We start from the raw sequence: 15,108 nt of genomic DNA, 5'->3' as shown, positions 1-15,108 counted from the left end.
GTAAATTGTACTTATGAGCTGGGATTATTATACCATCCATATGCTTTGCGAAGACTGCCATCTCTCTTGCCGATTGACTTTAGCAATGTGTGGACTAGGTCCAGGGCGAATTAATCAGTATTTCCCTAAGGCTACCTTATGAGACTTCTTGTAGATACCAACATTGTCATCGATTGTATGCAGTGTCGTGAGCCATTTGCAACCGATGCGAGAAAGTTACTCATTTTGGGCGCTTTGGGCGAACTTGAGCTATGGTTAAGCCCTTCTCAGATGACAGACGCATTCTACCTGTTGTCGGAAGGCGGAAAAAAGAGCTTAGCCGACACAACGAAAGCGCGCCTTGCAACCGTTCGTAAGCTGGCCCGCTTGTGTCCTCTCGGAGAGAGCGTTATCGACGCCGCCCTCAACTCTCCTTGGGATGACTTTGAAGATGCATGTCTTTATCAATGCGCTCGACAGGTGAAAGCCGACGCTATCATCACACGAAACAAAAAGGATTTCCAACGCTCAACAATCGCCGTCCTTAACTGCGCCGAACTTTTCTCATACCTACACGAAGAAAAAAGGTTGGTCTACGAAGAGACCGTCCTGTAAGCAACCCCAAGAGCTACCTTGTTCACTCTATGCGTAAGGAGACGTTCGTCTATTGCCGCGCCTCCGGCTTTGCACTTCCAATTTGGAAGAGCAAATGGAGTCCGTTTGTCGGAAGTGGGCTTGAAGCGGATTCATTCGGAAACCTCTTGGCGTTTCCGCTTACGGCTTTGTTCAAATTGCCTGTTTCCACCCCGTAGAGAATCATGAGATCACTGTCGAATATGACCTGCACCCCACGCACCGTATATATGAGGTCGCGTATGGCCGGCTCGTTCGCGGGGTTGGGGCTACTGCCCGAGCTGAACCCCGGCGAGCCAGCTTGCGGCTAGACCAAGCGCCAAGATGACAATTACACACACTCCAGTGAACAGCCAACGCCCCAGATCGTTCATCGCACACGCTCCAATTTGGGGCTTTGCGTACTGACGAAAACGCCGAAGGCTATCAATGCGCCAACGGGTGCTAATAGTAGCGCTTTCATGATTGGCTCCTTGCTCGCAGTGCGCGAACCGTAAGCGTTGCTTGCTTGCTCGATGATGCCATGGTTCGCAGCTGCGCTGTTTGTTTTCCATGGCATCTATGTTACGCGCGTCTCCTTGCGGCAACCTTGCACGCGTCTTACGATTTGGTTGTGGAAAGCGCGGAAGGTTGCCTGAGTAAGGGTGTTCGGGCGAGAAGGGAAGCCGGCTTATTCACCCATGCGCGCGTTGAGGCCCGATCCTGTTTGCTCGATTTCGATATCACCCAAGCTAGCAACATAGTTTTTCAGCTGCGTGTACCCCAAGTCACGCACTTTAAACGTGCGGAATTTACCGCGCACGCGTCGCGAAATGGTAGACAACGCAATGCCTTCGCGTCCGGCGTCGCGGATAAGCTGGCGAATGTAGGCTTCCACTGCCCCTGTGTCTGCGGGTTCAGCCGACGTTTCGTTCACAGATTGAATGACGGCGACAGTTTTTCTGGGTTTGCTAGTCTTGCCGGTTTTGCCGGCCTCTTCGACCGCACCGCTCACTTGTTTGGTGTGGCTCGCCCGCTCGGTGCTGCTCACTTGTTCTTCAGTTTCGCTGGAAACTTCGACCAGGCTGTTCGTCTGCGTCGTGTTACCCATCTGCTCAGCAACGCTTGATTGTTCTGCGACAGATATTTGTTCAGCAGCTTGGCCATTTTCGCTGGTCGCTAAGGCAACAACAGCCGACAAATTCGTTTCATTCGAAGCGGAAGCGGTCTTTCTCATTCTCGAGCGCGAGCGCGACCTCGTGCGTTTTGGTTTTGCTGGAGAAGCGTCAGCGTCGTTTGCCGCTGGTGCTGTTGCGGGTGCCTTGTCGTCGGCCAGTTCGACAGTAACCGAGCTGCGGTCTTTAGTGATCTTGACGCGCGTGAACTCGTCAAGCAGCTTGGAGAGCAGTTTTGTTCCGTAGCTGCGTACGTCGAAGTCGGGATAGCGCTTCAGCAGACGGCTACCCACTTCGCCAAGACCGGTTGACTTACCGTTGTTCAAGTTCTCGGTGATGATGTCTACCACAGCACGCTCGATCTCAGCCTTACTCATGGTCTGACTACTGCTTGTGCTTGTGCTGGCTACTTCGCTCTTTGAACGGTTCTTTCCGTCGCGTTCGCCCACCAGAAGTTCCAGCGTAGTGAAAATGTCGCATGCTTTGCGGAAAGGAGTAGGGGTCTTCTTCTCGCCCATGCCGATAACGGTGCGGCCACTTTCGCGCAGGCGGCTAGCTAGACGCGTGAAATCGCTGTCGCTCGATACGATGCAGAATCCGTCGACCGAACCGGTATATAAGATGTCCATGGCGTCGATGATCATGGCGGAGTCCGTGGCGTTTTTGCCTTGCGTATAGCCGAACTGTTGAATGGGTGTGATTGAATTTTCCAGCAGGGCGTCTTTCCATTTGGCGTGTAGGGTGAGCGTCCAGTCGCCGTATATACGCTTGATGGTAACGGTGCCGTATTTCGATAGCTCGTCCATGATGGGCTTAAGATACTTGGAAGACACGTTGTCGGCATCGATGAGCAGGGCGTATCGCTGCTCGGAAGCGTGCTTTTGTTCCATGTGGACTCCTTGGTGGCGCACTCGCGTCGCAGTGGTGCACGTGCGCGGCGCATCGTATGTGGATCGTCTGCGCCACAGGGTAGGTTGCGGGTAAAACAAAACAGGCCAGAGACTACCTCTGACCTGCGACAATTGGTGGTGGAGCCTACGGGGATCGAACCCGTGACCTCATGGCTGCCAGCCATGCGCTCTCCCAGCTGAGCTAAGGCCCCGAAAAAAGCTGCAAGGGATAGTATAGCGGCTTCACCAATTGGGTCAACCCCCAATTTTGGGGAAATTTCTGAAGGGTTGAAGGCTCGAACCAGGGTTACCTTCCATGGATCCCTTCCCACGAATCAGTCCGTAACTTTTCATACGGATCAGCTAGGGGCAGGCCGTGCGTGCAGGTATACGCAGATGAAGCTGGCAAAAAATTCGCGATATGCGCGATTGTGCAAAGTTAGCCTCCTCTTCTGCCACTTTTTCTACGAAATGCGCGATTTGATGGAGTCGGCAAAGCTCGCCGAAGTTTCAGGGAAAACAGCGATCGCCTCTGACCAGGGAAAACGTAAAGGCATTCTTAGAAAATGAAGAGCAATTCTCGTTTCTTGCCTATTTCTCCTCGTTTTACCGCTTCAAATCGTACATTTCGTAGAAAAAGTGGCAGAAGAGGAGGCTAACTTTGCACAATCGCGCATTTCATGAATTTTTTACCATGTTTTGGCGGCTCTACCCCTACGGCGCGGATGGGCCCGGCTTTGCTGTACCCGGCTTTGTCGCACCTGACGAGCCTGAGGAAGAGCCCGGGGCAGAACCGTCCGAAGACGATCCGTCAGATCCGCCCGTATCTCCAGGAGACACCGGCGACCCCGTTCCGGAGCCAGTTGAGTCGCCTGATCCGGAAGCATCACCCGAACCGTCGCTGGTACCCGACCCAGGAGCGGTACCCGTTTCATCCTCTGAACCCTGATCGTCCTTATTGCCCGAATCGGGCGTAGCGCCCTCTTGCGACTTCTGATCGTCAGGCGTTGCTTCTCCGTTCTGCGACTCGTTTTTGTCGGCTGTTGCAGCAGGGTCTTGTGCAGAAGTGTCGGGAGCGGTGGCCTTTTGCGAGGCCGACGGCATCCAGCGCGCCGGTTCTGGCTTGGCACCTAACCCATTGCCCGACGTCGCTACATTCACGATAATCGCCACCACAGCAACAGCAAGAAGTGATGCGACAACGCCCACCACAAACGCGCGAATCTTCATCTGACGCCGTGCACGATCGGCGCGCGCATGAGCAACAAGCGTGGCGTCATGTGATGCGGCAAACGATGAAACACGCGCCGCATCGAGATCGGCTTGATCTTTGACATCTTGGACAACATGCTCGCTCGTTTGCACGCCCATGTGCGTGCTCGTTTCGGCTTTGCTTTCGCCTTCGGTTTCAGACGCTGTCCCCTTGCGATCGTCTTTAGAGTCAAACGTCAAAACATCATGAACAGCGCATGATTCATCGTCGCAATCGACGCTTCGTTTGCCAGAATACGCATCGCTGCGCGCACCGTCGTTCGCATCGCCATCTGCCGTGACGCGCAACCCATCGAGCGGGGCATCAGCATGCGTGGAGCCCGCAACGTTCTGCACGATGACGGGAATATCGCGCAGCTTTTCAGCCGAGGCCGCCAAAGCGTTCTTGTACAGCTGCGTGGACACGGTGGCAACCACCGAACCCACAGCCGCACCGATGATCGAACCGGCGATACCAATGCTTGACGACAACAACAGCGACGTCATCGCCGCCAACGCAGCGGCAACAACCTGGGAAAACGACAGATCACCAAAAGCCTGGCCCAACTTGCCAAGCTTGCCGAGCTTATCTACACCTTTCGCGCCCTCAACTTCCGGCGAGTCCTTGTCGACTTTCTGCTCCATCGCAGCACCTCCCTTCAACCCTCACCCCCATTGTGCACGCATTAGGAGCGTTTAACGAAAACGCCACCGATTCGTCACTCGCCGCGCAAAAAAGCTTCAAGTCGTCACACGTCCGTTCGTGCTGGTGCGCCCTTTCCTCCGTGGCGCGCGGGAAGATTGATCGTTACGGAAAACCCCTGGCCAACTTCGCTATCAACCTGCATTTCGCCCTTATGCGCCCGCACAATCTTCGCCACCAGCACAAGACCCAAACCGTGTGTAGATACATCGTCGTTGCCGACCAAAGCCGACTCGAAGCCACGCGTGGGTTCTTTTGCAGCGCCCACACAAGAAACGTTTAAGGAAGCGAAGTCGGGTACAGAATTAGAAGCGGAAGTGGGAACCGAATTAGGTGCGGAAGTGGAAGCAGCAACTGAAACAGACGCGCCACCTACTTCCCCATCATGTACCGCAGACGCATCCGAAGCGGAAGTGGCAGCACTTTCGGCCGTGCGCCCCACTGCCGCCTCCAGTCTCCATCGTAGCTGCGCCAACTTGTCGGCGGCCAGGCCGCACCCGTCATCGCGCACCACAATGCGCGCCTGGCACTCATCGTACGCGCGCGGGCCTGTCATCTGTGGAGCACGCGGGCCTGCCATCTGCGACGGAGCCCCGCCACACACATCAGTCACCGCAAGCGAAACGAACACCTTGCAGCCATCGGGATTATGACTCGCCGCATTCTGTAACACATTCCGAATGGCCCGCTGCAACAGACGAGCGTCGCCGTTCAGCTCGAGATCGACAGCATCAGGTGCGATGTTCACATCGAACTCACAGCGATCGAACGCCGTCTCGTTCAGGTGCTCCGCCACCGTTTCCCGCAGCATGCGCGGAAGCGACACCGTACCTACATCCAACGGCTGCATGTCGTATTCCAACCGCGACGCGATATTCAAGTCGTACACCAAGTCCTTAATTCGCATGCTTTGCGATCGGATGAGCGCGGCATCAAGACGTGTGTGCTCGGGCAGCGCGCCACTTTCAGCAATACCATCGGCGTAGCCAGTAATCAGCGAAAGCGGTGTGCGGATGTCATGCGACACCCCGCGTATCCACAAGGCGCGAGCTTGATCCTTGCGCCGCAGCTCTTCGGAAGCCCGAGCGATTGAGTCACCCACTTCAGCAAGGTCGCCCCGAAGGTTCAGATCAACCGCCCGCCCCCTCGACAGCGCCACAAGCGCGTCATCAATCGGGTCGATGGCGCTGCGCGTACGTCGCCGCAGAATTAACAAATATACGAACAGCATCGCCACATTCGCGCCGAAGAAAAGTGCCACATACAGAGGAAGTCGCTCGACCACCGTTGCGGGATAGGTAAAGCGCATCGTCCAGAACACCTCACGCGGAAATCCGATCACCAGCAAACCATCATCACGGTCCCAAAATGCGGCGTAGTATTCGTTTATGTTGGTGTGGCGCGCCATCACAGCCACATCGTTTAACGTAAACGAGCGCGGTACGTCGTCCGGCACGTGATATTCCCACAGTACCTGCCCCGCACCATCGAGCAACATAGCCCACGCACCCATGCCATCAAGCGTGTCGCGTGCTTCCTGTGACAGCTCCCAGCCAGCCTCCGCGCCGACGTCGGCTGCATCACCTGCCGCCGCTTCCCCTTCCGCACCAGCTTTATCGCTCACCAACGCTTCGCCGTTCGCGTCGCCTACATCACTCGCTGCCACTTCCCCTTCCGCATCGGCTGCATCAACGTCGTCGCCCACGTATACAAGTCCCTCATCAACCGTTCGCGTGACGCCGAGCTGCGTCCCCTCTTGCGTAAGATCGCGCTCATGAATGGAAAGCCCGACGAACAACACAAAATCGATGACCGCCACCGCGATCACAAACACCAGCAAACTCGTAAGCTGCTTAATGAAAAAACCCGCAAACCCACGTCGCCGCGCCCTGCGACGGCGACGCAAGCGATCAACGTCGTCGTAGGAGTCAACCAACGGACGTGGCGGGGATGGCAGCTCCTTGCTAACGCGCGAGCGGCTAACACCAAGCCGGTAGCCCGCCCATACAGGCAGACCCACAGCTGCGAACAGCATGAGAAGCAATCCTCCCACAGCATGCGCTCCTTTCGCTACCGCAACGTGGTTAACTTGTAGCCTAAACCCTTCACCGTCACCAGCGACGCCGGGTGCGACGGGTCAACCTCTATCTTCTCGCGTAGACGACGGATGTGCGCCATAAGCGTGTTCTCATAGCCGAAAGTGTCGCCCCAGCACGCTTCGCAGATGGCGTCGATGGTAACGATACGCCCGCGATTGCGCGCCAGCACACCCAAGATGTCGTGCTCCTTGGCCGTTAGACTCATCACCAACCCATCGGCGCGCGTCACCTCGGCAGTGGACAAGTCGACCGAACACGCCTGCAAATCGACCCGTGTCGCCTCAGCAGCGTAACAGCGACGCAGTACCGCCATAATGCGCAGCACCAGTTCCTGCGGCAAAAACGGCTTGGCGATGTAGTCGTCGGCACCCAGCCCCAGCCCGCTCACACGATCGGCTGGCTCGTCTTTTGCGGTAAGGAACACCGCCGGCACGTGAGCAAGTGGTGGCAGCGCCCGCACCTGCGACAGAAGCGCCAGACCATCCATGCCGGGCATCATCACATCGAGCACGAGCAAATGCGGAAGATCGCGCTCGCTTGCCTCCTGGCACATGGCAAGCGCATCGAACGGGTTCGTAAACGGCGACACCCGAGAGAAGCCCTCTTGCCGCAGAATAGCCGCCACCATGGCGAGCAACCCTGGCTCGTCATCGACCAGCATCACGTGCTTGCCAAGCAAATGCCTGTCTCCGTCGTTCATGTGCGCCCTTTCGCCCCGTGACCGCCTTGTGCCAATCGGCCAGTTATCTTCCCCGCCATTAAACCACGCACTCCACACGCTGCCACGTATGTCAGTTACCCGCGTAAGGAAAAAGTAAGGAACGGCGAAGGAGGGCGTAAGTGTCTGCTTTCACACTAGAACACCAACGAAAGCACGTAGAAAAACGAACCGAAACGACAGGAGGCTTCCATGAACAACAGCCTGAAGAGCGGCAACGCGACAGCGTGCGGCAACGCAACGGGCGGCAGCACGGCGGCGTGTGGCAACGCAACGGGCGGCAACGCAGCGTCAGCTGCCCCAATCCCACCGAGTGTTACCGGCGCGTACGCGGCACCAAGCGCAGAAGCACCCGTGCTCGATGTGCGCAACATCACCAAACGATACGGGGCGCGCTTCGGACGCAAACACGGCGGAAACAACCAGGAAAGCGCCACGATGGCGCTCGATGGTGTGAGCCTGACGGTTGTCCGCGGGGAGTTCACAGGAATCATGGGCCCCAGCGGATCGGGCAAGTCGACACTGCTCAACTGCATATCCACCATCGATCGGGTGACACAGGGGCAAATCATCATCAATGGTACCGACATCACTTCCATGGACTCGCGCCGTGTGGCGGCGTTTCGCCGCGACGAGCTGGGCTTTGTGTTCCAAGACTCCAACTTGCTCGACACGCTCACCTGTTTTGAGAACATCGCGCTTTCACTCACTATCAAACACACGCCTGCCCGCGAAATCACCCAGCACGTGCAAGCCGTAGCCGCCACGCTCGACATCGCCGACGTGCTAGACAAGTACCCTTATCAGATATCTGGCGGCCAGAAGCAGCGCGTAGCCGCGGCGCGCGCCACTGTGGGAAGCCCACACCTCATTCTTGCCGACGAACCCACGGGAGCCCTCGACTCGAAGTCGGCCGCGCAGCTGCTGCGCACCTTCGAGCTCATGAACGCACGTGGTGCCACGTTACTCATGGTCACACACGACCCCATGTCGGCGAGCTACTGCACGCGCATCGTGTTCATAAAAGACGGCAAGCTGTGGGGACAAATCGAGCGGAAAGGCAAGAGCCGCGGCGAGTTCTACCGCGACATCGTGAACGTAACCGCGAAGCTGGGGGGAGAGGCTGACTATGTACGCTAAGCTCGCCTTCGGCAACGTGCGCAGATCACTGCGCGATTTCGGTGTATACTTCCTCACCATCGTGTTGGGTGTGGCGGTGTTTTACGCCTTTAACTCCATCACCGGACAAGAAGCGATAAATGCTTTTAACGGCAGCAAGATGCGCGATTTGCTGGGATACATCATGAGCGGCGTGAGTGTATTCGTCGCCGTTATTCTGGCGTTTCTGATCATCTATGCCGACCGTTTCCTCATTCGTCGACGCAAGCGCGAGTTCGGCATCTATTTGACGCTGGGCATGCGAACCTACGATGTGCTGAAGATAACCGCCTGCGAAACACTGCTGGTAGGTGCAACGTCGCTGGCGTGCGGCCTGGCACTTGGCTGGGCATTCTCGCAGGTGCTCATGCATGTGACGGCAGCGCTTTTCTCTGGCACGGTTCCTGGCTTTGTCACCGGACTCTCACGCGAAAGCTTATTGATGACGCTCGCTGTGTTCGCCAGCATTTTCGCCATTGCCACCGTAGCCAACGCCCGCACCATCGCCAGCGCACATCTCATCGACCTACTGCACGCCAGCCGCATGAACGAAACAATCAAGCTGCGCAGTGTCAGCCTGTCGCTTCTGCTGTTTGTGGTAGCGTGCGGTATTATCGGCATCTCATACAAACTGCTCATCGACAACGGGCTGCTCGAACCATCGCCCGAATTCGCCTGCGCCACCGCGCTCGTATGCGTGGGTACGGGACTGTTCTTCTACTCGCTATCGGGGTTTCTGCTGCGATTGGCGCAGAGCGCGCGCGGCGCGTACTTCCGCGGGCTGAACATGTTCACGCTGCGTCAGCTGAACAGCAAGGTGAACACCACGTTCATGTCGATGACGGTAGTATGCATGACGCTGTTTCTGGCCATCACCAGCGTATGTGGCGGCATTGGCATCACGAACGCCATTTCGTCGAGCATGGAGCGCACCACATCATACGACGCCACTGTGCGTACGATGTATGGCCTGTTCACAAGCAGCACTGGCTGGGTTCCTGGAGAGCTGGGCGGCTGCGACGTATACGCCGAAGCGGTGGGCTACGACATGACCCAAGGCCTGCGCGAATCGCTTGACACTATTGAGGCACGCGGACAGGGGGGCGACGCCGAGGGCCTTGTTGGCGCTGCGGCGTTTGATGCGGTAGTTCGCGAAAGTGCGCAGCTTGACCTATGGGTCGACACAGGCGGCGATGGCCTCACCTTCTCCGATATCGACGCCATTGGGCAGCACACCATGGCCGACTACGCCGGAACATCTATCAGCGACGACTACGGCACGTACCCCGTCAACATCGCAAAGCTGTCGGAAGTGAACCGCGCGCTGGAAATGGCTGGGAAACAGCAGATCAGTCTGAGCAGCGACGAATGCTACGTCATAAGCGACTTCGATACCACCATCGACTACTTCCGCGAACGCGCCGATGCACATGCCACCATAACCATAGGCGAGCGGCCACTTGTAATGCAAGGCTTTTCCGACGTATGTCTGGAAACCATCCCGTTTCCCAGCAACACTGGTCTGATTGTGGTGCCCGACGACGCCATACCTGCCACAGCGGTGCGCATGTACAGCATCCTAAACGCGAACTGCGGTAGCACCGAAAGCGAGCTGGTGTTCGCCAATCTTATCGAACAGGTGGAAGAATGCGAAAACCCCAACACCTGGCCCGTCACCATGGTGAGCGATCGCGAAAGCGTGTTCGAGCAGAGTATCGGGTTCAGCGGTATCGTCGCCTTTTTGGCTGTGTATATCGGGTTCATTCTCACCATCGCATGCGCGGCCATACTGGCCATTCAGCAGCTGTCAGAAGCCAGCGACAACGCCACGCGCTACGGCCTGCTGCGCAAGCTGGGCGCGTCCGAGCGCATGCTGAGTGTAAGCTTGCTGGTACAGGTGGGTATCTACTTCCTATTCCCGCTGATTGTGGCGCTCTGTCATACGGCATGCGCGCTTTCGGTTGTCACCGACGTAGTGGCGGTATTCGGCCACATGGACATCGGGAAAATCGCACTCATGACCACGGCAGCCTTCTTAGGAACCTACGGCGTATACTTTCTGATCACGTACTTCGGAGCGAAAGCGCTCGCAAAGGGATAAGCGGGTAAGCGAGCTGTCAGTTATTCGGCGGGCCGCTCATTGCGCTTAAGCAGCAGCGGCTCGCCACGACGCTCACTCGAGATAAGTGATGCCGCCATAACAACAGCAACGATAATCAGCGCTGAGCCGCCCACGATACCGGTCGCGCACGGCCCCACGAATGGATTGCCGCCCGTCGCACTAAAGAGCAGCGGCGCAGCAACAAACCCGTTTGTTGCCCCATGCGCGAGCACAGCAGGAATACAGCTTCCCGACCGCAGCGTGATGTAGCTGAAGAACACGCCAAGTGCCATGCAGAACATACACATGGCAGCAATGCCCACAAATGGCCACCCGGCATAGCCCACGCCGTAGTTATGACCGAGCACGGTTATAGGCGCGTGCCACAAACCCCAGATGACACCGCTTACCACCAATGCGGGAGCCACATGCATCTGCTTAAGCAGCTTCGGCAGCAGATACCCGCGCCATCCCCATTCTTCACCGAAACACGTAACTGCGTTCAACGCAGGTGCCGCCAACACCGCCATGGCAATTTGTGCGATCACAATCATGCGGAAGGTGTTGTCATCCAACTGCATACCAACGCCGGTTTGCGCCGCCTGCGCTTCCATCTGACTACGGATAAGACCACCCGATGGATCGAAATCACCCGGAAACAGGCAAAAGTACGCCACCGCACCCAAGGTCATCAAAACCTGCGGGCCAAACCACCCCAGCACCCACCACTTCCACGTACGGCGGAACTGCACCGGTCGAATGAGCGCGTTCGAGAAACCCTCACGCGTTACCAACCGCACGATCAGCGCCGCTATGGCCGGGAACAGCATGCCCACTCCCACCAGAAGCGCCGCCGGCCCGGTACTTTCTAGCCCTTGCGGCGCATTAACGCGCGGATACACCACTACAAACCAGTACCCCCACGTAAGCACAAACGTCACAGCAACATATAAGATGGTGCGCCGCCGCACGAGCGCTTTGTCCGTGTTTTCCATACCGCCCTTCCCTTCCTTTTCCTTCTCTTCTGGATTTCTGTGTTCTCTTCCCAAGTGTTATAGCTGTACTATAACAGATAGAGCAAAGAGCGACAAGATGTGTAAGGTTTTACGAGCAACCGCTCCATCCACTGCCTTTGAAACGCTCGAAACGTTCATCGTTGCCACTTTTTTACGAGAATTAAGTGGCATTACTGGACTCATCCACGCGTATTCACGCATTTTTGAGAAAAAGGAAACCCGTCCGCACATATCGCACCTGCAAACCGTTATAGAGAGAAGAAGGGCGAAAACAAACTTTAGGAAACCGGGTGAAGACAAGGAGGTGAGCACGGCATGAGTAAATGGCAACACAACATAAGAAAAAGGCAGCACCACACAACCGATGATGACAACATCGGCACAGGTGGCTCGTTCGCACCAAGCGCACTCGATGAGCAACAGGCACAACGCATCGTCGAAGAATGCTACGATGCCGTGCTTACACCCACGCAGGGGCAAATCCTGTTCGACGGCACCGACATTCGCACGCTCGGCGGATCTTACCGCGCGCACTTAGGCTACCTGCCGCAGGACTTCGGCTACTACCCCAATTTCACCGCACTCGACTACATGATGTACCTCGCAGCACTCAAGGGCCTGCTCGACCGCAAGCAAACACGTGTGCGCTGTCTGCAGCTGCTTCTGGGAGCGACTCAGTGGTGATAAGCCTCGTCGGCATGATAACGATCGTATGCGCTGCCGTGCTCGCGCTGTGCACGCCGCTTGCCATACGCGGCTTCAGTCGACACCAAGTTGCGTAAGGAAAACGGAAAAGGGAACGAAAAGAGAGCACAACACGGGCGGGGCGCGATCCAAAAACCGCACCCCGCCTGTATCTTCAGTATTATGTTGTCAGACACCACACCGCGCGAACCCGCGCGAACCCGCTCAGGCGAGCGCGCCAAATACGCAGCGTAGGCTTGCTACTCCGCCTTTACGGACGGGTAGAACGTCGCGTCGCCAAACAGATCGGCAATGGACTTGCCATCGGCAAACGGAAGATCAATAAACTCGGTTGCCAAGTACACGAGCTCACTGCAATCAACGTAGTGGCCCTTCTCGTTCAGCTCATCGGTGTTCTGAACGCGCCAGTAACCGTCGTTACAATCGGTAAGGTAGTAGGTCTTGCCCGCCACGTCCATGTAGACCGCATGATTCGCACGGAGATAGTTGGGCAGATCCTCGAAGGAAATCTCGAGTGCCTCCGTCGCCTTCATTCCCATAGCGAGTCCTTTCGTTGTCGTTTTACTCTGGTAACATCATAGCAACAACTTCACCATTTGACACGCACGATCCGCGATTCGCAGCAAACGTCTGAATCGGAGGTTACCACCGCCAAAGCAACAAAGCGGACTCACAAAGTTTTCCGATGATTCCTACCGAATCTACTTCATTTGGCTATAATTCTCATTTGGAAATAAAACGGGTGCAGCTCAGGTCGCACCCGCACACGAAAGGACATCCCTATGGCACGCACCATTCCGGAACTGATATCGCTCGAAGAAGCACGCGAACTCATCTTGTCTCATGTGAGCGCACTTGAACCGGAAACCGTGCCCGTGCTGAACGCCGTTGGCCGTGTGGCCGCCGCCAACCTGAAAAGTGACATCGACGTAGCCCCCTTCGCACATTCGGCGATGGACGGGTTCGCCCTGCGCGCTGCGGAGATTTCAAACTCAAGCGAGGACAACCCCACAGAACTCGACGTCGTGGGCGAAGTGGCCGCCGGCGACGTATTTGAAGGAAACCTGCAGCCCGGCCAGTGTGTGCGCATCATGACCGGCGCACCCGTACCCGCTGATGCCGATGCCGTGGTGAAGTACGAGGTAGTTGGCGTGGTGGAAGGCGACGGCAAACCTGGCAGCCGTGTGTCGTTTTCCGCTGCGACATCTGTAGGATCAAACATCCGCGCAGCTGGCGAAGAGGCGCATGCCGGTGAAGTCATTGTTGCGGCCGGCGAGGTTATTGGTACCGCAGGCGTAGGCTTTTTAGCTGGGTGCGGCATTGTGGAAGCGCCGGTTCATCGCCGTCCGCGTGCAGCTATCATCCCCATTGGGTCCGAACTGGTGGAGCCACCCACCGTGCCCACTGCCGGCAAGATTCGCAACTCAAACGGCTACGCGTTGGCCGCATGCGCGCAAGCGGCCGGAGCTGTGCCCACCATGCTTCCCATCGTGCAAGATACACACGAGGCGCTTGCTGCGACGGTTGACGCCGCCACGCGCGAGTACGATTTCGTAATAACCAGTGGCGGTGCCTCCAACGGCGATTTCGACTTTATTAAACCTGTCGTCGACGAACTTGGAGAACTGCTTATGACCAGCGTAAACATGCGCCCCGGCAAAGCTCAGACGTTCGGCATCGTAAACAGCACACCCGTGTTTGGTCTACCCGGCAATCCGGCGGCGGCCTTCGTTGGCTTCGAGATGATCATCCGCCCTGCACTGCGCAAAATGCAGGGATACAGCCACTTCGATCGCCCCTGCGTGCAAGCTCGGCTGTCGCGCGACATGAAGAAGAAAGACCCGCGCCGCATCTTCATGCGCGGCACACTCACGAAGAACGCCGACGGCTACGTAGTCGAACCATCGAAGAATCAAAGCTCGGGCCTCTTTGGCCCCATTCAGCGTAGCAACTGCATGGCAATTATGCCCGAAGGTGCCGAGCCGCGCCATGCAGGCGACCTTATTGACTGCATACTGCTCGACGTGCCCGAGGAAGTGCTGCTGTAACAGCCAGCCTGCAGCCAGCGAGCAATCAATGGGCAAGCAGGCAACTTACAGCTAGCTCACACCCCGTTCGCGGTTAACAAGCAACCGACGGGAAGATAACGGGCGGCTACCCACCAAATGACCGCCCACCGACACAACGAAAGGACCACCCTTATGGCTGACACTTTGAAATTTGCCATTGTCACCTGCTCCGACACACGCAGCATCGCCGAAGACACCGCAGGCGCGGCACTCGTTGAGCTTATCGGCGACGCCGGTTGGGAATGCACAAGCCACGTGGTGGTGAAAGATGAACGCACTGACATCGCTGCAGCCATCGTAGAAGCGTGCGACACTGTAGGTGCCGACATCGTGCTCACCTGCGGCGGAAGCGGCCTTTCACCGCGCGATGTAACGCCTGAGGCAACCGCCGATGTTTGCGAGCGCAACGTACCCGGCATCGCCGAGGCCATGCGCTACCACAGCCTGCAAATAACTCCGTACGCCATGCTGTCGCGTGCGGTATGCATGCAGCGCGGTCGCCACATTGTTATCAACCTGCCGGGCAGCGAAAAAGCCGCCCGTGAGAATTGGGAAGGCATTGTTGGCGCCCTTGGACACGCTGCCAAGATGATGGCCGGCGGCGGCCACTAAACGGTCGCCGAACACACCGG

At 57.1% G+C, this 15,108-nt stretch carries 12 protein-coding genes, 1 tRNA gene and 1 pseudogene; 6 read left to right on the top strand and 8 right to left on the bottom strand.

Translation table 11 applies throughout. The features are described 5' to 3' along the window. The first annotated feature begins 138 nt into the window (after positions 1-138). Positions 139-594, top strand: a complete 456-nt coding sequence (locus G7Y43_RS06065; protein ID WP_165045090.1) for a PIN domain-containing protein — start codon at positions 139-141, stop codon at positions 592-594. Between the two features lie 49 nt (positions 595-643). Here G7Y43_RS06065 and G7Y43_RS10810 read toward each other — a convergent pair whose 3' ends face one another. From G7Y43_RS10810 to G7Y43_RS06035, 6 genes are all read right to left on the bottom strand, one after another. Then, on the bottom strand, positions 644-835 hold the full coding sequence (locus G7Y43_RS10810) for an ORF6N domain-containing protein (RefSeq protein ID WP_370514647.1): 192 nt from the start codon (positions 833-835) through the stop codon (positions 644-646). Between the two features lie 447 nt (positions 836-1,282). Continuing rightward, a complete protein-coding gene (locus G7Y43_RS06055) occupies positions 1,283-2,656 on the bottom strand; it encodes an NYN domain-containing protein (protein ID WP_165045088.1) in 1,374 nt (457 codons plus the stop codon). Between the two features lie 136 nt (positions 2,657-2,792). Next, positions 2,793-2,868: transfer RNA gene (locus tag G7Y43_RS06050), tRNA-Ala, on the bottom strand. Positions 2,869-3,370: 502 nt separating this feature from the next. Further along, entirely contained in the window at positions 3,371-4,552 is a 1,182-nt protein-coding gene (locus G7Y43_RS06045; RefSeq protein ID WP_165045086.1) for a hypothetical protein, read from the bottom strand. A gap of 104 nt (positions 4,553-4,656) precedes the next feature. Beyond that, positions 4,657-6,663, bottom strand: a complete 2,007-nt coding sequence (locus G7Y43_RS06040) for a HAMP domain-containing sensor histidine kinase (RefSeq protein WP_165045084.1) — start codon at positions 6,661-6,663, stop codon at positions 4,657-4,659. Positions 6,664-6,680: 17 nt separating this feature from the next. Then, positions 6,681-7,409 carry a response regulator transcription factor gene (locus tag G7Y43_RS06035; RefSeq protein WP_165045081.1) on the bottom strand — a complete coding sequence of 243 codons (729 nt, stop codon included), beginning with the start codon at positions 7,407-7,409 and terminating at the stop codon, positions 6,681-6,683. A 210-nt stretch (positions 7,410-7,619) separates the two neighbouring features. Here G7Y43_RS06035 and G7Y43_RS06030 point away from each other — a divergent pair, with 210 nt between their 5' ends. Next, on the top strand, positions 7,620-8,567 hold the full coding sequence (locus G7Y43_RS06030; RefSeq protein WP_165045079.1) for an ABC transporter ATP-binding protein: 948 nt from the start codon (positions 7,620-7,622) through the stop codon (positions 8,565-8,567). After that, positions 8,557-10,686 carry an FtsX-like permease family protein gene (locus G7Y43_RS06025; RefSeq protein WP_165045077.1) on the top strand — a complete coding sequence of 710 codons (2,130 nt, stop codon included), beginning with the start codon at positions 8,557-8,559 and terminating at the stop codon, positions 10,684-10,686. Before G7Y43_RS06030 ends, G7Y43_RS06025 begins: the two co-directional genes overlap by 11 nt. 20 nt (positions 10,687-10,706) lie before the next feature. Here the strand turns inward: G7Y43_RS06025 and G7Y43_RS06020 are convergent, their stop codons facing one another. Further along, a complete protein-coding gene (locus G7Y43_RS06020) occupies positions 10,707-11,681 on the bottom strand; it encodes a CPBP family intramembrane glutamic endopeptidase (protein ID WP_165045075.1) in 975 nt (324 codons plus the stop codon). 477 nt (positions 11,682-12,158) lie between these two features. Between G7Y43_RS06020 and G7Y43_RS10805 the strand changes: the two are divergent. Next, positions 12,159-12,365, top strand: a pseudogene (locus G7Y43_RS10805) (ABC transporter ATP-binding protein); the annotation flags it as partial. A 281-nt stretch (positions 12,366-12,646) separates the two neighbouring features. Here the strand turns inward: G7Y43_RS10805 and G7Y43_RS06010 are convergent. Next, positions 12,647-12,946, bottom strand: coding sequence for a CDP-alcohol phosphatidyltransferase (locus tag G7Y43_RS06010; protein ID WP_165045073.1), 300 nt, complete (start codon positions 12,944-12,946; stop codon positions 12,647-12,649). Positions 12,947-13,189: 243 nt separating this feature from the next. Between G7Y43_RS06010 and glp the strand changes: the two genes are divergently transcribed. Then, positions 13,190-14,455, top strand: coding sequence for a gephyrin-like molybdotransferase Glp (glp, locus tag G7Y43_RS06005; RefSeq protein ID WP_241158173.1), 1,266 nt, complete (start codon positions 13,190-13,192; stop codon positions 14,453-14,455). Positions 14,456-14,608: 153 nt separating this feature from the next. Further along, positions 14,609-15,088: a molybdenum cofactor biosynthesis protein B gene (locus tag G7Y43_RS06000; protein WP_165045071.1), complete on the top strand. Its 480-nt coding sequence runs from the start codon at positions 14,609-14,611 to the stop codon at positions 15,086-15,088. Positions 15,089-15,108: the final 20 nt, after the last annotated feature.

It is taken from the genome of Adlercreutzia sp. ZJ138 (genome assembly GCF_011038935.1).
GTDB lineage: Bacteria > Actinomycetota > Coriobacteriia > Coriobacteriales > Eggerthellaceae > ZJ141.
The sequence above is the reverse complement of the archived record's forward strand: the minus strand, read 5'-3'. Positions and strand labels throughout refer to the sequence as shown.

Excerpts from the sequence above, each read along its gene's own strand:
- glp (WP_241158173.1), top strand. The coding sequence starts at position 13,190 with ATGGCACGCACCATTCCGGAACTGATATCGCTCGAAGAAGCACGCGAA.
- G7Y43_RS06010 (WP_165045073.1), bottom strand. The coding sequence starts at position 12,946 with ATGGGAATGAAGGCGACGGAGGCACTCGAGATTTCCTTCGAGGATCTG.
- G7Y43_RS06020 (WP_165045075.1), bottom strand. The coding sequence starts at position 11,681 with ATGGAAAACACGGACAAAGCGCTCGTGCGGCGGCGCACCATCTTATAT.
- G7Y43_RS06000 (WP_165045071.1), top strand. The coding sequence starts at position 14,609 with ATGGCTGACACTTTGAAATTTGCCATTGTCACCTGCTCCGACACACGC.
- G7Y43_RS06055 (WP_165045088.1), bottom strand. The coding sequence starts at position 2,656 with ATGGAACAAAAGCACGCTTCCGAGCAGCGATACGCCCTGCTCATCGAT.
- G7Y43_RS06035 (WP_165045081.1), bottom strand. The coding sequence starts at position 7,409 with ATGAACGACGGAGACAGGCATTTGCTTGGCAAGCACGTGATGCTGGTC.
- G7Y43_RS06065 (WP_165045090.1), top strand. The coding sequence starts at position 139 with ATGAGACTTCTTGTAGATACCAACATTGTCATCGATTGTATGCAGTGT.
- G7Y43_RS06030 (WP_165045079.1), top strand. The coding sequence starts at position 7,620 with ATGAACAACAGCCTGAAGAGCGGCAACGCGACAGCGTGCGGCAACGCA.
- G7Y43_RS06045 (WP_165045086.1), bottom strand. The coding sequence starts at position 4,552 with ATGGAGCAGAAAGTCGACAAGGACTCGCCGGAAGTTGAGGGCGCGAAA.
- G7Y43_RS06025 (WP_165045077.1), top strand. The coding sequence starts at position 8,557 with ATGTACGCTAAGCTCGCCTTCGGCAACGTGCGCAGATCACTGCGCGAT.